The 24,673-nt window shown below is 71.7% G+C and carries 21 protein-coding genes; 13 read left to right on the top strand and 8 right to left on the bottom strand.

Annotated features, from left to right (window positions below; translation table 11 throughout):
• Nucleotides 1-52: 52 nt before the first annotated feature.
• The 11 genes from FV227_RS04620 (at nucleotide 53) to FV227_RS04670 (ending at nucleotide 13,491) form a co-directional block, all read left to right on the top strand.
• Complete coding sequence (locus FV227_RS04620) at nucleotides 53-940, top strand: cobalamin B12-binding domain-containing protein (protein ID WP_243933281.1); 888 nt, start codon at nucleotides 53-55, stop codon at nucleotides 938-940.
• Between the two features lie 35 nt (nucleotides 941-975).
• A complete protein-coding gene (ppsR, locus tag FV227_RS04625; protein WP_147728497.1) occupies nucleotides 976-2,424 on the top strand; it encodes a transcriptional regulator PpsR in 1,449 nt (482 codons plus the stop codon).
• 203 nt (nucleotides 2,425-2,627) lie between these two features.
• Nucleotides 2,628-3,509: a chlorophyll synthase ChlG gene (gene chlG, locus FV227_RS04630; protein ID WP_147728498.1), complete on the top strand. Its 882-nt coding sequence runs from the start codon at nucleotides 2,628-2,630 to the stop codon at nucleotides 3,507-3,509.
• Nucleotides 3,509-4,876, top strand: coding sequence for a BCD family MFS transporter (locus FV227_RS04635; RefSeq protein ID WP_147858409.1), 1,368 nt, complete (start codon nucleotides 3,509-3,511; stop codon nucleotides 4,874-4,876). Before chlG ends, FV227_RS04635 begins: the two co-directional genes overlap by 1 nt.
• 136 nt (nucleotides 4,877-5,012) lie before the next feature.
• Nucleotides 5,013-6,197, top strand: coding sequence for a geranylgeranyl diphosphate reductase (locus FV227_RS04640; RefSeq protein WP_147728828.1), 1,185 nt, complete (start codon nucleotides 5,013-5,015; stop codon nucleotides 6,195-6,197).
• Nucleotides 6,198-6,208: 11 nt separating this feature from the next.
• A complete protein-coding gene (locus tag FV227_RS04645; RefSeq protein WP_147728829.1) occupies nucleotides 6,209-6,676 on the top strand; it encodes a TspO/MBR family protein in 468 nt (155 codons plus the stop codon).
• Nucleotides 6,676-7,032 (top strand): hypothetical protein, encoded by a 357-nt coding sequence (locus FV227_RS04650; RefSeq protein WP_147728830.1) that lies wholly within the window; start codon nucleotides 6,676-6,678, stop codon nucleotides 7,030-7,032. Before FV227_RS04645 ends, FV227_RS04650 begins: the two co-directional genes overlap by 1 nt.
• Before the next feature lie 42 nt (nucleotides 7,033-7,074).
• Nucleotides 7,075-8,664 carry a c-type cytochrome gene (locus tag FV227_RS04655; RefSeq protein WP_147728831.1) on the top strand — a complete coding sequence of 530 codons (1,590 nt, stop codon included), beginning with the start codon at nucleotides 7,075-7,077 and terminating at the stop codon, nucleotides 8,662-8,664.
• Between the two features lie 123 nt (nucleotides 8,665-8,787).
• Nucleotides 8,788-10,182 (top strand): dihydrolipoyl dehydrogenase, encoded by a 1,395-nt coding sequence (locus FV227_RS04660; RefSeq protein ID WP_147858410.1) that lies wholly within the window; start codon nucleotides 8,788-8,790, stop codon nucleotides 10,180-10,182.
• 115 nt (nucleotides 10,183-10,297) lie between these two features.
• Nucleotides 10,298-12,907, top strand: coding sequence for a histidine kinase dimerization/phosphoacceptor domain -containing protein (locus tag FV227_RS04665; RefSeq protein WP_147728707.1), 2,610 nt, complete (start codon nucleotides 10,298-10,300; stop codon nucleotides 12,905-12,907).
• On the top strand, nucleotides 12,904-13,491 hold the full coding sequence (locus FV227_RS04670) for a biliverdin-producing heme oxygenase (RefSeq protein ID WP_147728706.1): 588 nt from the start codon (nucleotides 12,904-12,906) through the stop codon (nucleotides 13,489-13,491). The genes FV227_RS04665 and FV227_RS04670 overlap by 4 nt, the downstream gene beginning before the upstream one ends.
• Nucleotides 13,492-13,504: 13 nt before the next feature.
• Here the strand turns inward: FV227_RS04670 and gmk are convergent, their stop codons facing one another.
• The 5 genes from gmk to mutM all read right to left on the bottom strand — a co-directional run bounded on the left by gmk (nucleotide 13,505) and on the right by mutM (nucleotide 18,031).
• Nucleotides 13,505-14,176, bottom strand: coding sequence for a guanylate kinase (gene gmk / locus FV227_RS04675; RefSeq protein ID WP_147728705.1), 672 nt, complete (start codon nucleotides 14,174-14,176; stop codon nucleotides 13,505-13,507).
• Between the two features lie 45 nt (nucleotides 14,177-14,221).
• Nucleotides 14,222-15,085, bottom strand: coding sequence for a YicC/YloC family endoribonuclease (locus tag FV227_RS04680; protein WP_246686356.1), 864 nt, complete (start codon nucleotides 15,083-15,085; stop codon nucleotides 14,222-14,224).
• 63 nt (nucleotides 15,086-15,148) lie between these two features.
• Nucleotides 15,149-15,499 carry a VOC family protein gene (locus FV227_RS04685; protein ID WP_147729916.1) on the bottom strand — a complete coding sequence of 117 codons (351 nt, stop codon included), beginning with the start codon at nucleotides 15,497-15,499 and terminating at the stop codon, nucleotides 15,149-15,151.
• Between the two features lie 49 nt (nucleotides 15,500-15,548).
• The gene (mltG, locus tag FV227_RS04690) at nucleotides 15,549-16,931 is read right to left on the bottom strand and encodes an endolytic transglycosylase MltG (protein WP_147858412.1); all 1,383 of its coding nucleotides are present in this window, start codon (nucleotides 16,929-16,931) and stop codon (nucleotides 15,549-15,551) included.
• Nucleotides 16,932-17,104: 173 nt separating this feature from the next.
• Nucleotides 17,105-18,031: a bifunctional DNA-formamidopyrimidine glycosylase/DNA-(apurinic or apyrimidinic site) lyase gene (mutM, locus tag FV227_RS04695; protein WP_147729354.1), complete on the bottom strand. Its 927-nt coding sequence runs from the start codon at nucleotides 18,029-18,031 to the stop codon at nucleotides 17,105-17,107.
• A gap of 206 nt (nucleotides 18,032-18,237) precedes the next feature.
• On the opposite strand from mutM, the gene ubiE reads away from it, so the two are divergent.
• Nucleotides 18,238-19,032 carry a bifunctional demethylmenaquinone methyltransferase/2-methoxy-6-polyprenyl-1,4-benzoquinol methylase UbiE gene (gene ubiE, locus FV227_RS04700; RefSeq protein WP_147729355.1) on the top strand — a complete coding sequence of 265 codons (795 nt, stop codon included), beginning with the start codon at nucleotides 18,238-18,240 and terminating at the stop codon, nucleotides 19,030-19,032.
• A 25-nt stretch (nucleotides 19,033-19,057) separates the two neighbouring features.
• Nucleotides 19,058-20,614, top strand: coding sequence for a 2-polyprenylphenol 6-hydroxylase (ubiB, locus tag FV227_RS04705; protein WP_147841452.1), 1,557 nt, complete (start codon nucleotides 19,058-19,060; stop codon nucleotides 20,612-20,614).
• A gap of 37 nt (nucleotides 20,615-20,651) precedes the next feature.
• On the opposite strand, the gene FV227_RS30265 is transcribed toward ubiB, so the two are convergent.
• The 3 genes from FV227_RS30265 to senA all read right to left on the bottom strand — a co-directional run bounded on the left by FV227_RS30265 (nucleotide 20,652) and on the right by senA (nucleotide 24,646).
• Nucleotides 20,652-22,697 carry an EAL domain-containing protein gene (locus FV227_RS30265; RefSeq protein ID WP_147862860.1) on the bottom strand — a complete coding sequence of 682 codons (2,046 nt, stop codon included), beginning with the start codon at nucleotides 22,695-22,697 and terminating at the stop codon, nucleotides 20,652-20,654.
• Nucleotides 22,585-22,842: an MHYT domain-containing protein gene (locus FV227_RS04715; protein WP_246686357.1), complete on the bottom strand. Its 258-nt coding sequence runs from the start codon at nucleotides 22,840-22,842 to the stop codon at nucleotides 22,585-22,587. Before FV227_RS04715 ends, FV227_RS30265 begins: the two co-directional genes overlap by 113 nt.
• 514 nt (nucleotides 22,843-23,356) lie before the next feature.
• Nucleotides 23,357-24,646, bottom strand: a complete 1,290-nt coding sequence (senA, locus tag FV227_RS04720) for a selenoneine synthase SenA (RefSeq protein ID WP_147841454.1) — start codon at nucleotides 24,644-24,646, stop codon at nucleotides 23,357-23,359.
• Nucleotides 24,647-24,673: the final 27 nt, after the last annotated feature.

Genomic DNA, 24,673 nt, shown 5'->3' on the forward strand with positions numbered 1-24,673 from the left:
CCAAGCTATATTTTGAATACAATTAAGCCGTCAGCGACATTGGAGTTGGCCAATGGATGACTTGAGGCGCTCCGAGGGGCGAAACGCCATCCTAGCGCTCGCTCGCGAGATGGCGTCAGCCTGCGAGATCGACCAGCAGGCGCCGCCGCGCCGGCAGCAATTGTCCGATCGGTGGCACGGTCACCTCTCCCGCGTGGTCGAGGCCGAGATCATCCCCCGCCTGATGCTCGCACACCGCATGGAGGCGTCGACGCGCGGCCCGGGGCCGAGAAAGCCGACCGCCGAGGACATCGAGGCCTTCGCCTCCCTCGTGCTGGCGCCGGCCGGCGAGGTGGTGGAGGCGCGCATCGCCGCGCTCGTCGACGACGGCCTCGCCCTCGACAGCCTGCTCCTCGACCTCCTGGCGCCGACCGCGCGGCACCTCGGCGTGCTCTGGGAGGAGGACCTCTGCGACTTCGCCGAGCTGACGATCGCGATGGGCCGCCTGCAGCGGATCATGCACGACCTCGCGCGCCGCTACGGCGGCGAAACAGGAGGGCACCGGGACGGGCACAGCATCCTCCTGAGCCTTTGTCCCGGCGAGACCCACATGTTCGGGCTGTCGATGATCGAGCAGTTCTTTCGCGACGCGGGCTGGGACGTCACGAGCACGGCGCTCGCGCCGGTGGGCGAGATCCTGAACCAGGCGCGGACCGCCTGGTTCGACGTGATCGGCCTGTCGCTCGGCTGCGAGGTGCTTCTGCCGACCCTGACCAAGACCGTCCACGAGCTGCGCCGGGTCTCGTTCAATCCCGGCGTGCGCATCCTCGTCGGCGGCCCGATCTTCGTCGACAATCCGGGGCATATCGAGCGCGTGGGTGCTGATGCCACGGCCACGGATGCGCGTCGTGCTGTGGCCGCCGCCGAGTTCATGCTTGATCTCAGGGCGGGAGCCTGCTGAAAGACCCGATCGACGACTTCACGAAGCGGTGAGACTTGACCAGCTTGGCCACCCACGCTGCGCAGAACCCCTCCGCAGCCCTGAGCAAGACCCTGTCGGCCCTCGGGGGAGAGGCGGCGGGCCTTCTCGTCGCGGCCGCGACCGACCTGTCCCTGGTGGTGGATGCCGACGGCATCATCCGCGACGCGGCCTTCGCCGCCCCGGACCTCGCGGGCCAGGGCTGCGACACGTGGCTCGGGCGGCGCTGGATCGACACCGTCACCGTCGAGAGCCGCCCGAAGATCGATGCGCTGCTGCGCGACGCCGCGCCGGACGGGGTGACGCGCTGGCGGCAGGTCAACCACCCGTCCGTCTCCGGCGACGACCTGCCGATCCGCTACGCCGCGATGCGCCTCGGCACGGACGGCTCGATCATCGCGATCGGCCGCAACCTGCTCGCCATGGCCTCGCTCCAGCGCAAGCTCGTCGAGACGCAGCAGGCGCTGGAGCGCGACTATCTCCGCCTGCGCGGCGCCGAGACCCGCTACCGCATGCTGTTCCAGCTCGGCAGCGAGCCGGTGCTCGTGGTTGACGCGGCCACGCGCCGGGTCACCGAGGTCAACCCCGCCGCGGTCCGGCTCCTCGGGCGCACCGAGAAGCGGATCCTCGGGCTGGACGTGGTCGAGCTGTTCGAGGCGGCGAGCGGGCGCGAGATCGAGCTGCTGTTCTCCGGCCTGCGCGCCACCGGCAAAGCCGAGGATCTCGAGACCCGGCTCGCCGGAAGCCGCGGGCAGGCGCGGATCTCGGCATCGCTGTTCCGGCAGGGCAGCTCGGCGAGCGCGCTGCTGCGGCTAAGCGATTCCGCGATCGGCGACGCCGCGTCGCCCGAGCGGCGCGGCCCGCTCCTCGACGTCATCGAGGGCATTCCCGAAGGGTTCGTCGTCACCGACCTGTCGCGGCGGATCCTCACCGCCAACGGGGCCTTCCTCGACCTCGCCCAGGTCGCGACCGTGGAGCAGGCGCGCGGCGAGCTGATCGACCGCTGGATCGGCCGCGAGGAGACCGAGGCCGCGACCCTGTTCGCGACGCTGGCCGAGCACGGCTCGGTCCGCCACTTCGCCACCGGCCTGCGCGGCCTTCTCGGATCCGTCGAGGAGGTCGAGATCGCCGCCGTCGCCGTGCCGAACGCCCGCCCGCCCTGCCTCGGCTTCACCATTCGCGGCACGCCGCGCCGTGCCGTGGCGACGGCGGTGTCGGGCGGGCACGAGCTGCCGCGCTCGGTCGAGCAGATGACCGAGCTGGTCGGCCGCGTCTCGATGAAGAACCTCGTGCGCGAGACCACCGACCTGATCGAGCGTCTCTGCATCGAGGCGGCGCTGCGGATCACCCGCGACAACCGGGCCTCGGCCGCCGAGATGCTTGGGCTCAGTCGCCAGGGCCTCTACGCCAAGTTGCGCCGATACGGCATCGGCGATCTCGACGGGCCCGACTATCCCGACGCCTGAGCGCGATCCGCTCGGCCTGCCTCGACCCGCGAATCGCGACGTCCGCCGCCGGAACGCTCGTGAATGGACCGTCCGTCGGCGTTCGACCTCGCCCGCTTGGTTTCAGCTTGGCACTACTCTTACCTTCATGTGTCCAAGTTTTCGATCATCTGTCGTGTCATCTCTGCTTGACACCTCGTAGGGCGAGATCCTAGCCTCGCACCATGGCGACACCGGCTCCCAGCGCACTCGTCGAACTGCTCAAGCCGATCACGTGGTTCGCGCCGATGTGGGCCTTCGCCTGCGGCGTGGTCTCGTCGGGGCAATCCACCCACGGGCAATGGCCGGTGATCATGGCCGGCGTCGTGCTCGCCGGGCCGCTGGTCTGCGCCACCAGCCAGGCGGTCAACGACTGGTACGATCGCCACGTCGACGCGATCAACGAGCCGAACCGCCCGATCCCGTCCGGCCGCATGCCCGGCCGCTGGGGGCTCTACGTCGCCGGGGCCTGGACCGGGCTTTCGCTCCTCGTCGCCGCCGCGCTCGGGCCCTGGATCCTCGGCGCGGCGATCTTCGGCCTCGTTCTGGCGTGGCTCTACAGCGCGCCGCCGATGCGCCTGAAGAGCAACGGCTGGTGGGGCAATTCCGCCGTGGCGATCTGCTACGAGGGACTGCCGTGGTTCACCGGCGCCGCCGTGATGGCCGCCACCGTGCCCGACCGCCGCGTCCTGATCGTCGCGGCGCTGTACTCGATCGGTGCCCACGGGATCATGACCTTGAACGACTTCAAGTCGGTGGAGGGCGACACCCTCACCGGCATCCGCTCGCTGCCGGTCCAGCTCGGCATCCCCGGGGCCGCCCGCTTCGCCTGCCTCGTGATGACCGTGCCGCAGGTGGCCGTGATCGCGTTCCTCTACGGCTGGAGCCGGGGGTGGCACGCCGCGATCGTCGCGCTGCTGCTCGTCGGGCAGATCGCGCTGATGCGCCGGCTGCTCGCCGCGCCGCGGGCGAAGGCCGCCTGGTACAACGGCACCGGCACCACCCTCTACGTGCTCGGCATGCTGGTTTCCGCCTTCGCGCTCCGCCCGCTCGTGGGAGCCCCGTGATGGCCGCGCCCGCCTCATCGTCATTCACATCTTCGTTCTCTTGGGCGCAGATCGTCCGTCTCGGCCTCGTCCAGACCGCGCTGGGCTCCGTCGTCGTGCTGATGACCTCGACCATCAACCGGGTGATGGTGGTGGAGCTGGCGCTGCCCGCCATCGTCCCGGGCGCGCTGGTCGCCTTGCACTACGCGGTGCAGGTGCTGCGCCCGCGCTGGGGCTACGGCTCGGATGTCGGCGGCCGCCGCACGCCGTGGATCGTCGGCGGCATGGCCGCTCTGGCGCTCGGCGGCTTCCTCGCCGCGGCGGCGACGGCGCTCGCCGAGACGAACCTCCCCGCCGGCCTTTCGCTCGCGATCCTCGCCTTCTTCTCCGTCGGCATCGGCGCGGGCGCGGCGGGAACCTCGCTCCTCGTCCTGCTCGCCACCGGCGTCGAGGATCGGCGCCGGGGTGCCGCCGCCACCATCGTCTGGGTGATGATGATCGCCGGCTTCGCGGTCACGGCGCCGCTGGCCGGGCACTTCCTCGATCCGTTCTCCGGCGCGCGCCTGGTCGCGGTCTCCGGCACCGTGTCGCTCGCGGCGTTCGCCCTCGCGTGCCTGGCCGTGCGCGGGGTCGAGCCAACCGTCGCGCCGGTGCGATCGGAGACAGCCGGCTCTGCGAAGGCGCCGTTCCGGGCGGTGCTCGCCAAGGTCTGGTCCGAGCCGGCCTCGCGCCGCTTCACCGTGTTCATCTTCGTGGCGATGCTGGCCTACAGCGCCCAGGAGCTGATCCTCGAGCCGTTCGCCGGCCTCGTTTTCGCGATGACGCCGGGCACCACCACCAAGCTCGCCGGCCTCCAGCACGGCGGCGTGCTCGCCGGGATGCTGCTGGTCGCGGGTCTCACCATGGGCGTCGGCGGACCCTGGCTCGGCTCGCTCAAGCTCTGGACGGCCTTGGGCTGCGCCGGCTCCGGCGCGATGCTCGTCGGGATCGCGGCCGGCGGCCTCGTCGGGCCGGAGTTTCCCTTGCGCGCCGTGGTCTTCGGCCTCGGCCTGTTCAACGGCGTCTTCGCGGTCGCCGCGATCGGCTCGATGATGGGGCTCGCGGGCGCCGGCGGCGAGGCCGAGCGCGGCACGCGCATGGGCGTGTGGGGCGCGGCGCAGGGCGTGGCCTTCGGCGCCGGCGGCTTCCTCGGCACCGTCGCGGTCGACCTCGCCCGCCTCGTCACCCCGGAAGCCGTCCACGCCTACGCCGCCGTCTTCCTGGCGGAGGCGCTGCTGTTCGTGCTCGCCACCCTGATCGCGCTGCGGATCGAGCATGCGGGCGCCACCCGCGTGCCGCGCGCGCAACGCCGGGCGGCGCTCGATCTCCGGTTCGAGCCGCGGTTCTAGGGCGTTTTCAGGCGAGGTGGATGCCGGCTCGCGTGAAGGACATCCGACCCGACGACGAGAGAGCGTTTTTTTGATCCGGCGATCTGGGAAGACGCTCCAAGCGCCGCCCGCCGAAACCAGCGCCAGGGAGCACAGCATGTCCGAAGCCCCCGAATTCTTCGATTGCGTCGTGGTCGGCGGCGGTCCCGCCGGCGCGACGGCGGCGACCGACCTGGCGCGGATGGGCCGCAGCGTGCTGCTCCTCGACAAGCCGGGGCGGATCAAGCCCTGCGGCGGCGCGATCCCCCCGCGGGCGATCCGCGATTTCGCCATCCCCGACGCGCAGATCGTCGCCCGCATCAAGCTCGCGCGGATGATCGCGCCCTCCGACACGGCCGTCGACATGCCGGTCGGCGACGGCTTCGTCGGCATGGTCGACCGCGAGCATTTCGATCCGTGGTTGCGCGACCGGGCCTCGCTCGCCGGCGCCGACCACCGCCCCGGCACCTACGAACGCATCGTCCGCGACGGTGCCGGCACCACGGTGCATTACCGCGTCGGCGACGCGGCGCGCACGGTGCGGACCAAGCTGGTGATCGGTGCCGACGGGGCCTCGTCCCCGGTCGGCCGGGCCGAGATCCCGGGCCATGCCGGGATGCGCCAGGTCTTCGCCTACCACGAGATCGTCCGGCCGCCGGCCGACGGCAGCGGAGCCTACGCGGCCACGCGCTGCGACGTGTTTTACCAGGGCAAGCACTCGCCCGATTTCTACGCCTGGATCTTCCCGCACGGCGAGACGATCAGCATCGGCACCGGCTCGGCGCGGAAGGGCTTCTCGCTCCGCACCGCGATCCGCAACCTGCGCGAGTCGACGGGGCTGGCGGCGGGCGAGACGGTCCGCCGCGAGGGTGCGCCGCTGCCGCTCAAGCCGCTGAGGAAGTGGGACAACGGCCGCGACGTCCTGCTCACGGGGGATGCCGCCGGCATCGTCGCGCCCGCATCCGGCGAGGGCATCTACTACGCGATGCTCGGCGGCCGGCTCGCCGCCGACGCGGCCGACGCGTTCCTCAGGACGGGCGATGCCCGTGCCCTCGCCCAGGCCCGCCGTCGCTTCATGAAGCTGCACGGGCGGGTGTTCCTGATCCTGCGGATCATGCAGGCGGTCTGGTACCGCAACGACGCCCTGCGCGAGCGCTTCGTCTCGATCTGCCGCGACAAGGACGTGCAGCAGCTCACCTGGGAAAGCTACATGAACAAGGAGCTGGTGCGGAAGAAGCCGATGGCGCACGTGAAGATCTTCTTCAAGGACATGGCGCACCTGTTCCGCTGGGTCTCGCCTTGAGCGAGGTCTGGATGCCGGCGGCGATCGCCACCCTGTCCGCGCTCGTGGTGGCCCTGGCCGGCGGCGTGCTGACCACCACCGGCCCGTGGTACCGCGCCCTGCGCAACCCGGCCTGGAAGCCGCCAGACTGGGCGTTCGGCCCGGTCTGGGCGACGATCTTCGCGCTCTGCGTCGTCTCCGCCGTGATCGCCTGGAGCGAGGCCGACGAGCCGCAGCGCGTCGTACTGCTCGCGGCCTACGCCGTGAATGCCGTGCTCAACATCGCCTGGAGCGCGCTGTTCTTCCGCGCCGAGCGGCCGGACTGGGCGTTCTTCGAGCTCGTCCTGCTCTGGCTCTCGGTGGCGGCGCTGATCGCCGTCACGCTGCCGGTCTCGGGCGTCGCGGCGGTGCTGCTGGCGCCCTACCTCCTCTGGGTGACGATCGCCGGGTTCCTCAACCGTGCCATCGTGCGGCTCAACGGCCCGTTCGGAGCCGCGTGATGGCGGAGTGGTTCGCGACCGGCCGGATCGTCGACGCGATCCTCGTGCTCGTCGCCGCAGAGGCCGCGATGCTGCTCGCGTTCCGGCGGCGGACGGGGCGCGGGCCGGCGCCGGTGCCGCTCCTGTGCAACCTCGTCTCCGGGGCGGCGCTGATGCTGGCCGTGCGTGCGGCCCTGGTCCAGTCGCCCTGGCCGGTCGTCGCCGGCTGGATGCTGGTCTCGCTCGGCGCCCATCTCGGGGACCTCGTGCCGCGCCTGCGCAACCCGGCCGGCCTGACGCTTGGTCGCACCGGCGCCCCTGGCGTGCCAGGAACTTCCGACGCAGCGGCCGCGTTCAACGCGCGGCCGCGAAGCTGAATTATTATGCTTCTCACCTGCCACAATCGGAGATTAGGCATCATGCGTGGCTTCCTCGCTCTGGCCGCGACCTCCGGTTTTCTGCTGGGTTCCAGCCTGCCGATCGCGGCCTTCGCGCAGGAGGCTGCCGGGGGCGCGAGCCAGGATCTGGTGAAGCGCGGCGAGTACCTCGTCACCGCCGGCGATTGCGTCGCCTGCCATACCGGCCCGAGCGGCAAGCGGCTGGCCGGCAACTACGTCCTCAACACGCCGATCGGAAAGATCCGCACCCCCAACCTGACGCCCGACGACGAGACCGGCCTCGGCAAGTGGACGGAAGCGGACTTCGTCAAGGCGATGCACGAGGGCATCGACAACGAGGGGCACTACCTCTACCCGGCCTTCCCCTTCGCCTGGTACACCAAGGTGACGACGGACGACGTCAAGGCGATCTGGGCCTACCTGCGCTCCCTCGAGCCGGTGAAGGAGCCGCGCAAGGACAGCGAGATCCCGTTCCCGTTCAACATCCGCACCGCCCTGATCACCTGGCGCACCGCCTTCTTCACGCCGGGCGAGTGGAAGCCCGATCCGAACGCCACCGCCGAGGTCAACCGTGGCGGCTACCTCGTCGAGGGGCTCGGCCACTGCGGCATGTGCCACAACGAGAATAAGATCGTCGGCAACAGCAGCCTCGCGGGCAAGCTCGGCGGTGGCGTGATCGACGGCTGGTACGCCCCGAACATCACCCCCGACGGCCACCAGGGCATCGGCGCCTGGACCGAGGAGCAGGTGGTGACCTACCTCAAGACCGGCACCGCCCCGGGCGACAAGCCCGGCGTCGCCGCCGGCCCGATGCGCCAGACCATCGAGGAATCGCTCTCGAAGATGACGGACGCCGACCTCAAGGCGATGGTCGCGTATCTCCGGACCTACCAGGCCAAGCAGACCTACAAGTCCAAGGACCTGCAGGCCTACGACACCACCGGCGCGCCGGGCGCGGGCGTCTACCTCAGCTACTGCTCGTCCTGCCACCAGCCCGACGGCAAGGGCGTCGAGGGTGCGATCCCGGCGCTCGCCGGCAACACCTCGGTCCAGTCGGCCGGCCCGGAGACGGTGCTGCGCGTGATCTACGGCGGGCTCGGCGCGCAGAGCGGCTACGCGCCGATGACCGCGATCGGCCAGGGCATGACCGACCAGCAGGTCGCCGACGTCACCGATTACATCCGCAACTCCTGGGGCAACAGCGCTCCCGTCCTGAAGTCCGGCGTCGCCGCCGACGCGCGTAAGGCGACGAGCACCATGCTCGCCGGCAATGCGCCCTGCGCCGAGATCGAGCAGCCGGACGTGGCCAAGGCCGTGGCCGACGCCGGTGCCGCGGAACAGCTGAAGGGTCTCAAGCAGGAGGACTTCATCCCGCGCATCAATGCGCTCCTGCCGAAGATCAAGTCGGCGCTGCCCGCGGGACGGGACGACGACATCGTCAACGGCCTGACCACGGCATTCTGCAAGGCCGCCAAGCCGGAGACCGACGACGTGAAGCTGCCCTGGCACGCGACGATCGGCAGCTTCAGCAACCTCGTCTACAGCCAGCTCAAGCACCCCGAGCGGCAGGCCAGCACGATGCCGGCCCCGGCGATGCCGAAGCCGAACTGAGCTACGGGCAACCGGTCGCGGGCGGCCTGACGAACCAGCGCGCGATTGGCGCGTTGGCCGGCCGCGCCGACGAGGGGATGTCGCGGTGTCGCTCGATTCCGCAATCCCGGTCTTTTCAAAACCATGACGCATCAGACCTGTGACGTGGCCGTCATCGGGGCCGGCACGGCGGGGATCGCCGCGTTCCGTGCCGCCGAGGCGGCGGGCGCCGACGCCGTGCTGATCGAGCGCGGCCCCGGCGGCACCACCTGCGCACGCGTCGGCTGCATGCCTTCGAAGCTGCTCGTCGCGGCCGCGGCGGCGGCCCACGACGCGCGCCGCGCCAGCCTGTTCGGCGTCGCGGTGTCGGGCGTATCGGTCGACGGCCCCGCGGTGATGGCGCGTGTGCGGGCCGAGCGCGACCGCTTCGTCGCCGGGGTGCGCGACGGGCTCGACGCGATCCCGTTAGCCAAGCGGCTCGCCGGCGAGGCGCGGTTCCTCGACGCCCGGACGCTCGCGCTCGGCGACGACCGCCGCGTCGCGTTTCGGGCGGCGGTGATCGCCACGGGATCGAGCCCGAGCATCCCGAAGCCGCTCGCGCCGCTGGGCGACGCCGTCCTGACCACCGACACCGTGTTCGAGCTTCCCGACCTTCCGGCGTCGCTGGCGGTGATCGGCGGAGGGCCCGTCGGCATCGAGATCGCCCAGGCGATGGCGCGCCTCGGCGTGCGCGTCGACCTCTTCGACACCGGGTCGGGCCTGGCCGGCCTGAGCGAGCCCGGCCTTCGGAAGGACGCGGCCGCGATCTTCTCCGACGAGATGGCCTTGCATCTCGGGTCCGAACTCGTCTCGGCCGAGCCCGTCGACGGCGGGGCGCAGCTGACCTGGGCGGAGGCCGACGGCACCCGTCGCACCGGCACCTTCGCCCGGGTGCTCGCAGCCGCCGGCCGGCCGCCCAACGTCCGAGGCCTCGACCTCGCGCAGGCCAGGCTTCGTCTCGACGAGAAGGGCATGCCGGCCTTCGACACCCGGACCCTGCTCTGTGCGGGAGCGCCCGTGCTGATCGCGGGCGACGCCAACGCGGTGCGACCGGTCCTGCACGAGGCGAGCCGCCAGGGCGGGATCGCGGGGCGGAACGCGGCGGCCCTCGCCGCGGGCCGAGCCCTCGCGGCGCCGGAGCCCTGGCCGGCGCTCGCCATGGTGTTCACCCACCCGCAGGCGGCGAGCATCGGTGCGCCGTTCGATCCCGAGGCGGGCGACGGGCGCGTGGTCGGCGGGATGTCGTTCGACGACCAGGGCCGGGCGCGGGTCGAGGGCGTCAACCGGGGCGGCATCCGGCTCTGGGCGGATCGGGACGGGCGCCTGCTCGGCGGCGAGATGCTCGGGCCGTCCTGCGAGCACCTCGCCCATCTCGTGGCGCACGCGATCGGCGACGGACGGACCGTCGACGACCTTCTGGCGCGGCCGATCTACCATCCCACCGTCGAAGAGGGACTTGCGAGCGCATTGTCCGATCTTATACAACCGCTGAAGGGATGATCGCCGGACGCCGGACGGTCGTGACCGATCCTTCATCTTGCCGCATCGCGGATACCATTGCGCCCGCCCGTCCCACGGGTCATACCGGGCCGCAGATGACGCGGTCCCATTCCTGATGTCCACGATCGTTGCCGCGGGCAATGCGATCGACCTCGACGCCCTGACGGCGGAAGAGCGCGATGGCCTCGATATCGGGGTGATCGGGCTCGACGCCGCCGGGACGATCGTGTCGTTCAGCGAGGGGGCGAGCGCGCTCTCGGGCCTCGCGAGCGCCGCCGTGATCGGCCGCAACTACTTCCGCGAGGTGGTGCCGAGCACCAACGTCCCCGGGTTCTTCGGCCGCTTCCTCGCGGGCACCCGCCGCGGGCACCTCGACGATAGCTTCGACTTCGTGTTCGGGCGCATGCCGCAGCCCCTGCGCGCCCGCGTGCGGATGCGGAGCGGCAAAGGTGTCACCTGGCTCACGATCACCCCGGTGGAGACCCTCGGCGCGGGCCAGTCGCGCGAGGCGGTGATGGCCGCCATCGGCCGCCGCGTCCGGGCCGAGCCGGTCGATCCCCAGCTCTGCGAGCGCGAGCCGATCCACATCCCGGGCTCGATCCAGCCGAACGCGGTGATGCTGGCGGCCGATGCCGGCACGCTCGAGATCCTGGCCCACAGCACCAACGTCCGCGACGTGCTCAGCCGCGCGCCGGAGCGGATCGCCGGCCTGCCCCTGGCCGAGGTCCTGCCGACCGCCTTCGTCGAGACGATCCGCCAGCGCCTCGCCAGCGCCACCCTCGACGACGGGCGCTCGATCCGCCGCACGCTCAAGCTCGCGGGCGACGACCATGCCAGCTACTACGCCATCGTCCACGCCCATTCCGGCCGGGTCATCGTCGAGCTGGAGCTCGAGCCCGAGCATCCCGAGGACTTCCGGGTCGCGACCCAGACCGACTCGGAACTCGCCGTCACCCGCCTCCGGGCCGCCGAGACGCTGAGCGGGGCCGCCCGCATCGCCGCGCTCGAGGTCCGGGCGCTCACCGGCTTCGAGTGCGTGCTGGTCTACCGTTTCGACGCGGACTGGAACGGCGAGGCGATCGCCGAGGACAAGGTGCCGGATTGGTCGCGCGCCCTGCTCGGGCTGCGGTTCCCGGCCTCCGACATCCCGGCCCAGGCGCGCGCGCTCTACACCAAGGCCAAGAGCCGCTTCGTGATCGATCGCGATTCGGTGCCCGTGCCCCTGGTCGCGGCGCCGGCGGCCGGCAACGGCCCGATCGACCTCACCTTCGCGCAGCACCGCACGCTCTCGCCGATCCACCTGGAGTACCAGCGCAACCTCGGCGTGAACGGCTCGATGTCGATCTCGATCATGGTCGAGGGGCGGCTGTGGGGCCTGATGATCGGCCATCACCGCCACCCGCACTACGTCGCGCCCGAGACCCGCGCCGCCGCGACCGTGCTCACCGACGCCTTCGCCATGCGCGTGCAGGAGATCGAGGCGCGCCGGCTCTGGACCGAGCGCAAGGCCCATCTCGACACCGAAGGACGCCTGGTCCGCGGCCTGACCCGGTCGGACGACTTCGTCGCGGCGCTGACCGGCGGCTCGACCACCCTCCTCGACCTGTTCGGGTCGACCGGTGCGGCGATCGTCTCCGGCGCGCGCGCGACCCTGATCGGCACGACGCCCCCGGACGAGGCCGTCCGCGCGATCGGCGACTGGCTGAAGGAGATCCTGGCGCCGGGCGAGACCACCTATGCCAGCGCCAACTTTTCCGCACAGTGTCCCGCCGCCGCCCCGCACCGCGAGATCGCGAGCGGCGTGCTCGCCGCGTTCGTCGACGAATCCCGCGGGAACCTGCTGCTCTGGTTCCGCCCGGAGGTGTCGAGCACGGTGACGTGGAGCGGCGATCCGCGGAAACCGGTGCTCGCCGGCAACGGGCCCGTCGCGGTGCTGCCGCGGCGCTCGTTCGAGCGCTGGGTCGAGGAGCGCACGGGCTTCGCCAGCCCCTGGGCCGACTGGCAGGTGTCGCTGGCCGGCTCCCTCGCCCATGCGGTCGAGGGCGTCGTCCTGCGCCAGCGCCGCAAGATCGACGAGCTCACCGGCCTCCTCGCCGAGAAGGAGCGCCTGCTCGCCCAGAAGGATCTCCTGACCCGCGAGATCGACCACCGGGTGAAGAACTCGTTGCAGATCGTCTCGGCCTTCCTGCAGATGCAGCGGCGTCAGGTCTCCGATCCGGCTGCCCGGCAGGCCTTCGCCGACACCTCCGCCCGGGTGATGAGCGTCGCCCGCGTCCACGACAGCCTGTATCAGGCGGAGAACGTCGAGGAGGTCGACCTCGGCCAGACCATCGAGGCGCTTTGCACCGACCTCGCCGGCATGGCGGGCGGCGGCCATGCCGTCGACCTCACCGCCGAGCCCGGCCTGATGGTGCCCTACCGCAAGGCGGTGGCGCTCTCGCTGATCGCCACCGAGCTCGTCACCAACGCCTTCAAGTACGCCGCCAAGCCCGAGGGCGTCGGCCGCGTGGCGGTCACCGTTTCGGGCCACGGCCCCGGCAGCGTGCGGCTGCGCGTCTGCGACGACGGCGAGGGCCTGCCCGAGGGCTGGTCGGAGACCAAGCCCCGCGCCAACGGCACCGGCGTCGGGCTCGGGATGAAGCTGATCCGGGCGATGCTCGACCAGATCAACGCCCGTCTCGACGTCGACAACGCGCCCGGCGCCTGCTTCACGATCACGGCGTGAGCCTGCACCAGCGGCTGCGCGCCGCCACCGCCTCGTCGCATCAGGGTCTCGAGGACGCGCTCGACTGGCGGGCGCGCGTCGCGTCGCTGCCCGGGTATCGCGCCCTGCTCGCCCGCTTCCATGGATTCCATGCGGCCTACGAGCCGGCGATCGGGCTTGCGCTCGCCGACGAGGCGTTCTGGGGCCCGCGCCGGCGCTTCGCCGCGCTGGCGGCGGACCTCGCCCATCTCGGGATGCCGGACGCCGAGATCGCCACCCTGCCCCGGCCCTCGGCCGTGACGTTCGCGGACGAAGCCGCGGCGATGGGGGCGCTCTACGTGCTCGAAGGCTCCACGCTCGGCGGCCAAGTCATCGGCCGGCACATCGGCGCGGTGCACGGGCTGACGCAGGCGGGCCTCGCCTATTACCACGCCCATGGCCGGCAGACCGGCGTGATGTGGAACGCCTTCCGCGCGCGGCTCGATCGCCTGTCGGGCGATCCGGAGGCGGAGGCGGCCGCCCTGGCGACCGGCACCGCGACGTTCGACGCGCTTCGGATCTGGCTGTGCGCGCCGGATTCGTCCGCCGCGTGCGGGGGCGGCTGAGGCGCAGGCCGCCTCAGCCCTCGCGATCCCGCCCGAGCAGCCCGTCGACGAAGGCTTCGAGGCCGATCCGCCGCGTGCGCTTGAGGCGCTCGGCGGCCAGGATGCCGCGCAGGGCGTCGAAGGCGTTCTGCAGGTCGTCGTTGACGATGACGTAGTCGTACTCGCTCCAGCGCTGGATCTCGACGCGGGCGTTGGCGAGCCGCTTCTCGATGGTCTCCGGGCTGTCCTCGGCCCGGCGCTCCAGGCGGTGGCGCAGCTCCTCCAGGCTCGGCGGCAGGATGAACACCGTCACCACGTCGTCGGCGAGCTTGGAGCGGACCTGGCGGGTGCCCTGGTAGTCGATGTCGAAGATCATGTCCCGGCCGGCGCTGAGCACCTTCTCCACCGGGCGGCGCGGCGTGCCGTAGAAGTTTCCGTGGACCTCGGCCCATTCGAGCAGGTCGTCCCGGCTGCGCAGGTCGTCGAAGGCTTCGCGCGCGATGAAATGGTAGTGGCGCCCGGCGATCTCGGACGGGCGCCGGGCGCGGGTCGTCACCGAGATCGACAGGTCGAGACCCCAGCCGCCGTCATCGGCGATGGCGCGCGTCAGGGTGGTCTTGCCGGCGCCCGACGGCGAGGACAGGATCAGGATCAGCCCGCGGCGGGCGATCGAGTCTGAGACCGATGGGGAGGGGGCGTCCGTCATCCGCGTGCCCCGGCCGTGTCTCGCGCGCCCATCGCCTCAGTCCCGCTACTCGACGTTCTGAACCTGCTCGCGGAATTGCTCCACCACGGCCTTCAAGTCGAGTCCGATTCGCGACAGCGCCACGTCGTTGGCCTTGGCGCACAGGGTGTTGGCCTCGCGCCCAAGCTCCTGGGCCAGGAAATCGAGGCGCCGCCCGATCGCGCCGCCCGCCGCCAGGAGCTCGGACACCGCTTCGAGGTGGGCGCGCAGGCGGTCGAGCTCCTCGCGGACGTCGGCCTTGGCCGCCATCATCACCGCCTCCTGGTGCAGGCGCTCCGGATCGAGGCCGCCGGCGTCCAGCAGGCCCGCGACGGAGGCCGCGAGACGGGCGCGGATCGCCTCGGGCCTGCGCGCCGGGCAATCCTCCGCGGCCTGCGTCAGCACGCCCATCCGCGCGACCTGCGCCGCGACGATCTCCGCAAGCGCCCGGCCCTCGGCGCGGCGCGCCTCGACGAGGTCGGCCACCAGCCGCACGACGCCCTCCGCGAGGTCGCGCGCCAGCGCGTCCGGCTCGGTGGCGGCCTCGTCCTCGGCCTCGACGACGCCGCGGATCGACAGCAGCCCGTCCATCGTCGCGGGCGCGATCCCCTCCGGCACCGGCACGCGGGCGACGGCCTCGGCGAGCCGCGCCAGCAACGCCTCGTCGATCCGCACCCGCGCCTTGCTCTCCGGCTTCGTCAGGTTGAGCGAGAGCTGGCACTGGCCGCGGGCCAGCGTCTTCTGCAGGGCGGTGCGCGCGACCTCGCCGACGGCATCGTATCCGTTCGGCACCCGGAGCCGCACGTCGAACCCGCGGCCGTTGACGCTGCGGACCTCCCAGGCCCACTGCACCGGCCCGGTGGTGCCGGCGGCCCGGGCGAACCCGGTCATGCTCGCGATCATGGTCTTGCGATGCCCTGCGTTGCGGCGCCGAGGTTTCGTCGTGCGGGACGCCTACACGAAGGCGTTGACCTCTACCGTGAACCCGCCCGGCGCCTGGAAATAGAACGTCACCCGCCCGTGCTCCTCGCGCGGGGTCTCCGGGGCGAAGCCGCCTTCGGTCAGCCGTGCGTGGATGGCGTGGACCTGCTCCACCCGCTCCTGGATGAAGCCGATGTGGAAGATCTTGGGGTAGGTCACATCCTTCACGCGGAACAGGCTGAGGATGCCGCCGCCGTCGTCGGCGAGGAAGGCCATTTTGTCGTTGACCGGCATCGCGGTGCGGCGCAGCCCGAAATAGGTCTCGAACATCGCGACCGTGGCCGGGACCTCGGTGACGCCGAGGTTGACGTGGTTCAGGTGCATCGGCTCGTCCTGATGGCGCGTGCCAGCGGCGCCGCAGCGCCGGGGACGATCACGGTTGCTTCAGCACCGGCACGGTCTTGGGCGAGCCGAGGTCGTAGGTCTTGTTCTTCAGCGGATCGAGCTTGGTGCCCTCCGAGGCGTCGAAGGCCTTCGGCCGCGGCCCGCCCGCCCCGACGGTCGCCCCGTCCAGCGCGTAGGCGTTCGTCGGCGGGGCGAAGGCCGAGGCCCGGTTCGGCACCGCGGCGGGATCGGCGGGCGGCTCGGCCTTGTCGACGCCGGCGGCATCCGGCGTCGTGGCCAGGCGGGCCTTCTCGACCTGGCGCCAGCGCGCGACGTTCTTCTGGTGGCCGTCGAGGCTCTCGGCGAAGGCGTGCCCGCCGGTGCCATCGGCGACGAAGAACAGGTCCTTGGTCCGCGACGGATTGGCGACCGCCTCCAGGGCGGCGCGGCCGGGATTGGCGATCGGGCCGGGCGGCAGGCCCTCGATCACGTAGGTGTTGTAGGGCGTCGCCCGGTCGATCTCGGAGCGCTGGATGCCGCGCCCGAGGGTGCCGCGCCCGCCGACCAGCCCGTAGACGATGGTCGGGTCCGATTGCAGCTTCATCCGCTTGTTCAGGCGGTTCACGAACACGCCGGCCACCCGCGGCCGCTCGTCGGCGCGCCCGGTCTCCTTCTCGACGATCGAGGCCAGCGTGACCATCTCGGCCGGCGTCCGCACCGGCACGTCGGCGCTGCGGCGCAGCCAGATGTCGTTGAGGACCTTGCGCTGCTTCTCGCGCATCAGGTTGACGATCTGCTGACGGCTCGCGCCGCGCTCGAACTTGTAGGTGTCGGGCAGCAGCGAGCCCTCGGGCGGGATCTCGCCGACCTCGCCGGTGAGCACGTCGTTCTCGTTGAGGCGCATCACGATCTGCTCGGAGGTGAGCCCCTCGGGGAAGGTGATCGCGTGCTGGACCTGCCGGCCCGTGGTCACGGTGTCGATCGCATCGCTGATGCTGGCATGGGCCTTGAAGGTGTACTCGCCGGCCTTCAGCGGCGGGCGCCCGCCGAACCGGGCGGCGAACTCGAACAGCCCGACATGGTCGATCACGCCCTCGCGCTTCAGGATCTCGGCGATCTCGCCGGTGCCGCTGCGGGACGGGATCACGACCACCTTGTCGGCGGCGAGCGGGCCGGGCTCCTGCACCTGCCGCTGGAACAGCGTCAGCCCGAGCATCACGGCGATGGCGATCACCACCGCGAAGGTGAGCAGCCCGCTGATGGTGGCGAGGAGCCCGCCGCGGCGGCGCTCGGGCCGCTCGGGCGGCGGCGGGGCCGCGGTCGGCTTGATCGCCTCGTTCGGCGAGCGGGGGGAGAGGCGCTGCGGCTGGGCCGGCTCGTCGAAGGTGAGCGGCTGCGGCGGCACGTGCGTCTGGCGTCGACGGAAGAACATCGGGATCCTGCTCGGGCTCGCGCCGGCGACGAGGGCGGTGCCGGGCGCGCATGCGCGACGGGGCGGCGATCACGAAGGATCGCCGCAGGGTACCGGAAACTACGCCGGTTTGTGGCGAAATTGCCGTTGCGCGCTGCACGCGCCCCGGCTGGTCGACAGACAGGCCGATCCGGTCAGCGCGGTTTCGGGGGCGTCGGCGCGATCCGCGTCCCAGAAGGCTGGCAGGTCGCGCAGAAGAAGGTCGAGCGGCCGGATTGCACGATCCGGCCGACGGTCCCGCCGCAGCCCTTGGTGCGGCAGGCCTCGCCGACCCGGTCGTAGACGCGGAACGCCTGCTGGAAGGCGCCCGACGTGCCGTCGGTGTGGGCGTAGTCGCGCAGCGTCGAGCCGCCGGCGGCGACCGCCTCGGTGAGCACCTCGCCGATCACCCTGGCCAGCAGCCGGGCCTTCGGCGTCGGCGCGCCGTCGGCCTTTGCCAGCGTGCCCGCGGCGGCCTCGGGGTGGAGGCCGGCCCGGTGCAGAGCCTCGCAGACGTAGATGTTGCCCAGGCCCGCGATCAGGCGCTGGTCGAGGAGCGCGGCCTTCAGCGGCGTGATCTTGTGGCGAAAGAGCCGCGCGATGGTCTCGGCCGTCAGATCCGCGCTCAGGGGCTCGATGCCCATGCCGGCGAAGTGCCGGCACGCGGCGAGCGTGTCGGTGGGCACGAGGTCCATGAAGCCGAAGCGGCGGGCGTCGTTGTAGGTGACGGTGGCGCCGTTCCCCATCGCCATCACCACGTGGTCGTGCTTGGGCGTGCCGAGCGCCCCGTCGAGGTAGAAGTCGCCGGGCGACGTGTTGCTGCCGTCGGGCATCGCCACGTCGAAGCGGCCGCTCATGCCGAGATGCATGATCAGCGTCTCGCCCGAATCGAGGCCGGCCGTGAGGTACTTCGCCCGCCGCGCGAGGCCGGTGACCCGGCGCCCCTCCAGGCGCGCGCAGAAGCGCTCGGGGAACGGGAAGCGCAGGTTCGGGCGGCGCAGGGTGACGCGGCTGAAGGTGGCCCCGACCATCGCCGGCGCGAGGCCGCGCCGCACCGTCTCGACCTCTGGAAGCTCGGGCATCGTCCTGTGGCCGTCCCTCGGCAAATCGGATGGTGGAAGGCGGATCGTGGAGGCCGGGTATCGGCCCGGGCCGCCGCCGCCGCAATCCCGGCCGACGGGCGAGGCTTCGCCGCCCACGGCCGGCCGTCCCCACCGCGTCTTACGACGCATGGCGGATCGCGTCCGGCTTCGCTATGAGGCGCGAGGGCGCAGACGGGCAGGACTTCATGACGGTGGCGGACGAGACGACGGGCGCGCGGGACGGCACGACGGGGGCGCAGGAGACCGATTTCGGCTTCGAGCGTGTGGCCCTGGCCGAGAAGCAGGCGCGCGTCGACGACGTGTTCCGCTCGGTCGCCAAGCGCTACGACCTGATGAACGACCTGATGTCCGGCGGCCTGCACCGGGCCTGGAAGGCGCAGCTCATCGCGATGCTGCGCCCGTCGCGCACGCGGCCGTTCCGCCATCTCGACGTGGCCGGCGGCACCGGCGACGTCGCCTTCCGCGTCCTCGAGGCCGGCGGCCCGCAGGCCTCGGTCACCGTGCTTGACATCAACGAGGCGATGCTGCGGGTCGGCGCCGAGCGCGCCGGGGCGCGCTTCGACGGGCGCATCGACTTCGTCACCGGCAACGCCGAGACCTTGCCCCTGCCGGACGCGACCTTCGACGCCTACACCATCGCCTTCGGCATCCGGAACGTGCCGCGGATCGAGCTGGCCCTGCAGGAGGCCCGCCGCGTGCTGAAGCCCGGCGGCCGCTTCCTGTGCCTGGAATTCTCCAAGGTCGACCTGCCGGTGCTCGACAAGATCTACGACGCCTACTCCTTCCACGTGATCCCGCGGCTCGGCGCGCGGGTCGCGGGCGACGCGGAATCCTACCGCTACCTCGTGGAATCGATCCGGAAGTTCCCCTCCCCCGGGCTGTTCGCCGGGATGATCGAGCAGGCCGGCTTCCGCCACGTCACGCACCGGCCGCTCTCGGGCGGCATCGTCGCGATCCATTCCGGCTGGAAGGTCTCGTGACCGACCCGAGCCGCCGGGCGGCGCGATGATCGCCGCCGCGGTCAACCTCTTCCGCGGGGCCCATGTCGGCTTCGTGCTGGCGCGCGAGGGCGCGCTGGCGCTCGTCGACGCCTCCGAGCTGCCGCCGCACCTGCGGCTCGGGCTGCGGATCGTCCGGTTGCTGGAGCGGCCGGGCCTCGGTACCGGCGCGGCCCGGCTCTCGGCCGGCCTGACCCGGCTCGGCCCGTCCTACGTCAAGTTCGGGCAGTTCCTCGCCACCCGCCCCGACATCGTCGGGATGAGCGCGGCCCGCGACCTCGAGATGCTGCAGGACCGGGTGCCGCCCTTCCCGCAGGCGGTGGCCGTGAAGGTGGTCGAGGCCGCCTTCGGCAAGCCGATCTCCGCCCTGTTCGTCGCCTTCGGCGAGCCGGTGGCCGCGGCCTCGATCGCGCAGGTCCACAAGGCGGTGGTCCACGATGCCGACGGCACCCAGCGCACGCTCGCCGTGAAGATCATGCGGCCGGGCGTGCGCGAGCGCTTCCAGCGCGACGTGGAGGTGATGCGCCTCCTCGCGCGCATCGTCCACGTGCTGTCTCCGCAAGCCGAGCGCCTGCGCCCGCGCGACGTGGTCGAGATCCTGGCCCGCTCCGTGACCATGGAGATGGACTTCCGGCTCGAGGCCGCCGCCGCCTCGGAGCTCGCGCAGAACACCGCGGAGGACGACGATTTTCGCGTGCCGCGGCCCGAATGGGAGCTAATCGCCCGCGACGTGCTCACCTGCGAATGGATCGACGGCACCCGCCTCCACAGCGCCGCCGCGCTTCGGGAAGCCGGCCACGACCCGCACGCGATCGGGCGCACGGTGATCCAGAGCTTCCTGCGCCAGGCGATCCGCGACGGGTTCTTCCACGCCGACATGCACCAGGGGAACCTGTTCGTGGACGCCGCCGGCAAGCTCGTCGCGGTGGATTTCGGCATCATGGGCCGGCTCGGGCGCAAGGAACGGCGGTTCCTCGCCGAGATCCTGCTCGGCTTCATCATGCGCGACTACCGCCGCGTGGCGCAGGTCCACTTCGAGGCGGGCTACGTGCCGGCGCACCACTCGGTCGACGACTTCGCCCAGGCGATCCGCGCCATCGGCGAGCCGATCCACCAGCGCCGCGCCGACGAGATCTCGATGGCGAAGGTGCTGACGCTGCTGTTCGACATCACCGCCCTGTTCGACATGAGCACGCGCACCGAGCTGGTGATGCTGCAGAAGACCATGGTGGTGGTGGAAGGCGTCGCCCGCAGCCTCGATCCCAAACTCGACATGTGGACCTCGGCCGAGCCGGTGGTCCGCAGCTGGATCACCCGCAACCTCGGCCCGGCCGGGCGCCTGGAAGGGGCGGCCCACGCCGCGCGCACCCTCACCGACATCGTCGCCGACGTGCCGGACCTCGCCCTGCGGCTCCGGCGCCTGATCGTCCATGCCGACGAGGCGGGCACGGGCGACGCACGCCGCCTGGAGCGCATCGCCCGCAACGAGCGCCGCAACGCGCTGTGGCAGACGCTGGCCCTGTGGGCGATCGCGGCGGGCGTGCTGGTGGCGGCCTTGCGATAGGCCGGGACGGCGAAGCCGCCCGCTTCGGAGCGTTCCATCAGGCGGCGCGACCCTGTCGCGGCGCATCCGCGACGGCGGCTGCGCAGGGGGCGATCCCGTGCGTGTCGACGGGGCCCGGGCGACCGAACAGGTAGCCCTGCACCTCGGCGCACCCGGCCGCTCTCAGGAACGCGAGTTCCGCGACGGTCTCGACGCCCTCGGCGACCACCGGCAGGCCGAGCCCGCAGCCGAGCCCGAGGACCGCGCGCACGATCGCCGCCGTCTGGGCGTTGGTGTCGACGTTGCGCACGAAGGACCGGTCGATCTTGATCCGGTCGAAGGGGAACGCCCGGAGGTTGGCCAGCGACGAGTAGCCCGTCCCGAAATCGTCCATGGCGATGCCGACGCCGAGCGTCCGCAGCTGGCGCAGCGTCGCCACCGCACGGTCGAAGTTGCGGATCAGCGCGGTCTCGGTGATCTCCAGCTCCAGCCGCGCGGCCGGCAGCCCGGTCTCGACCAGAACCGCGTGCACCTGCGGGGCGAAGGCCAGATCGTGGACCTGGACCGCCGAAACGTTCACCGCCACCCGCAGGGGCGACGCCCAGGCCGCGGCCTCGCGACAGGCGGTGCGAAGCACCCACATCCCGATCGCCGAGATCGTTCCGCGCTCCTCGGCCACCGGGATGAAGACGTCGGGCGGGACGAGCCCTCGTGTCGGATGGGTCCAGCGCAGCAGGGCCTCGAAGCCGAGCAGGGCGCCGCCCGCGGCCGCGACCTGCTTCTGGTAGACGAGGTGGAACTCGCCGCGCGCCAGGGCCTGTTCGAGGTCGCGTTCCAAGGCGTGACGCTCGCGCACGGCGATGCCCATCTGCGGCTCGAAGAAGCGGTAGGTCCCCCGGCCCTCGGCCTTGGCGCGGTAGAGCGCCGTATCAGCATGTCCCATCAGGCCCTGGCGCTCCACAGCGTCCTGCGGGCACAGGGCGATGCCGATGCTGACCCCGACGATCGCGTCGGCGGGCCCGCCCGAGGCCTGCGCCGCGAGGGCCGCGAGAATGGTCTTCGCCAGGCGCTCGGCAGCGTCCGGCCCGGTCCGTCCGGCCATGAGGATGGCGAACTCGTCGCCGCCGAGGCGTGCCAGGATCTGGTCGGGGCTGAGCAGCCCGGTGACGCGGCGGGCGACCCGATTCAGCGTCGCGTCGCCGGCCGCATGGCCGAACAGGTCGTTGACCGCCTTGAACCGGTCGAGGTCTAGGCAGAGCACCGCGATCGGAACGCCGGTCGCAACTGCCGCGCCCATGGCGCGATCGAGGCGCGCGTTGAAGGCGGAGCGGTTGAGCAGGCCCGTCAGGGCATCGTGGTGGGCGAGGTACCGGATGTGCCGCTCGGCGTGCTTGCGCTGCCGGATGTCGCGGACCGCCAGGGCATGATGCGGCTTGCCCGCGAAATCGATCCGCCGAAGGATCACCTCCGCCTCGATGACCGCGCCGGCGCCGTCGCGCAGGCTCAGCTCGACCGGCTGCCCGATGACGTAGGGGAGCCGATCCCAGGTCCGGGGCTCGTCGAGGAAGGCGGTGACCGACAGGCCCGTCATCGCTTCGTGCGAGAGGCCGACGAGCCGGCTGAAGCTGATGTTGGCCGTGACGATCCGGCACCGGTCCAGGACGATCAGACCCTCGACCGCCGCGTTGGCGAGGCCGCGCATGCGCACCATCTCCGCGCGCGCGCGACGCTGCTCGCGAAGGCTGAGCGCGTAGGCCGTCGCCGTGAGGACGAACACGATGAGGCTGGCCACCGCGACGGCGCCGGCGAGCCAGCCCGGCGGCATCGCCTGGGGCGACAGGGTCGCCAGCGGGTTCTCGGTGATCGTCACCCCGGCCATGCCCACCCCGTGATGCGCGCCGATCGCCAGCGCGAGCAGGCCTGCGCTGCCGAACAGGGAGGTGAGCGAACGGGCATGCACGGCGATGGAGACGGCGACGGCGGAAAGGAGCTCACCGATGAGGATCGACGCGAACACGAAGGCCGGATCCCAGCGCAGACGTCCCGTGACCTCGAAGGCCGCCATGCCGGTGTAGTGCATCGCGGCGATGCCGAAGCCGACCACGACCCCCCCCGAGCCAGGACGCCCGCGGCGTCTCGGACAGGGCGATCCGCAGGCCCAGGCCGGTGAGGCCGATCGCGAAGACCAGCGAGAGGACGGTCAACCCGGAATCGTAGGCGCTCGGGATGCTCGGCTCGAACGCCAGCATCGCGATGAAGTGGGTCGCGAAGATGCCCGACCCGCTGGAGATCGCCGCGACCACGAGCCAGGTCGATCGCGCACGACCGCTGGCGGTGCCGGCGTGGCGGAGAAGCCGGATCGCGGTCAGCGCCGCGATCGCTCAGATCACGCCCGCCAGGACGACGAGGCGGAGGTCGTGCCGGGCCGTGAAGCAACCGAGGACGGTCAACATGCGCGCAAGTCCGAAATCGCCTCGGCCGAGCCCCGGGCGGCGCGGTCCGATCCTCCGGCCTCTCCCGAACGGATCGAGCCTGCGAGACGACGACGCTGCGTGGTGCGACCTTGGGACGGTTCGAGTAGCAGGGTGCGATAATTTTCTTAAATATGTTTTGCCGCTCAGATTTCGTGCGTGAGGCGCAAGTCGAGGACGTTGCCCGCGGTTTCCGCGTGCGGCGTTCCACTTCCTGTCATCTACAGTGTAAGGAACGAGTACCCATCGGGTGAGGTCAGAAGTTGTAATTCAACTTCTGAGAAGTACGATCCTACACGGCCGCCGTGCGAAAGCCCGCGAAGATGTCGCGGCGATCCGGCCCGAAGAAGTTGCGGTAGGCGTTGTCGACCATCCGCCCGCGGGTGATCCAGGCACCGCCGCGCAGCACCTTCCGCGTGCCGAAGGCGGGCTCGGAATACTCGCGGTAGGCATCGGGCGAGAAACCCGGATAGGGCAGGAAGTCGCTCGCGGTCCATTCCCAGACGTTGCCGATCATCTGGCGGCAGCCCCAGGCGCTGTCGCCCGCTTCGTGGGCGGCCACGTCGACGCAGCCGAGGCGGCCGCCGTCGAGGTTGGCGCGGGTCGCATCCGGTGCCGCCTCGCCCCAGGGATAGCGGCGTTTCACCTGCCCCATCGCCCCGCCCGAGGTCGGGGCGGTGGAGGCCGCGACCTCCCATTCGGCCTCGGTCGGCAGGCGGCGGCCGGCGAAGGCGCAGTAGGCGGCGGCCTCGTACCAGCTGACATGGACCACCGGCTGGTGCGGGGCGAGGTCGGAGACGCCGTCGAAGCGGCGGACCCGCCAGCCCGCCCCGTCCGGCTGCCAATGCGCGGGGTGCTCCGCACCGCTCCGGCAGCGCCAGCGCCATCCCTCCACGTCCCAGAACGACGGCTCGCGATAGCCGCCGGCGGCGACGAAGGCGGCGAACTCCGCGTTGGTCACCGGCGCCCGCGCGATGCGGAACGGCGCGACCTCGACCGGGTGCGCCCACTTCTCGTTGTCGAACACGAACGCCTCGCCCGGCTCGGCGCCAAGCCGGAAGGTGCCGCCGGGGATCGCCGCGTCGCCCGGCCACGGCCCCTCCGCGACCGGGGCGAGACCGGCCGAGGCGGCGAAGGACGGCGCCGGGTATCCGAGCGTCTGGCGCGAATAGGTGAAGGCCTCGCCGTGCATGTCCTCGTGGTAGGTGGTCAGCCGGTAGCGGTAGGCTTCCTCGGCGGTCGGCGAGCCGTCGAGGCGCCGGACCAGCGCGTCGTGGACGCGGCCCATGTAGCCGAGCGTGACGTCGAGCGGCGGCAGCGCGCGCACCCAGCGATCGTCGTGGGCGAGCACCGCGGAATTGTAGACCGCGTCGGCATCCGCGATCGCGGGTTCCGCCCCGTCGAGGGCGCGCAGGATGAAGTGCTCGTGGAACCAGGCGAGGTGCCCGATCTCCCACAGCAGCGGGTTGACGATGTCGAGCCGCGGCCCGATCAGCCGCTCGGCATCGAGCCCGGCCACCAGCTCGAGGGTCCGGGCGCGGCTGTCCTCCAGCATCGCGATGAGTTGTGTGGCGTCGGTCATGGCACCCATCCGATAAGCGATCGACCC

This window comes from Methylobacterium sp. WL119, from assembly GCF_008039875.1.
Lineage (GTDB): Bacteria > Pseudomonadota > Alphaproteobacteria > Rhizobiales > Beijerinckiaceae > Methylobacterium.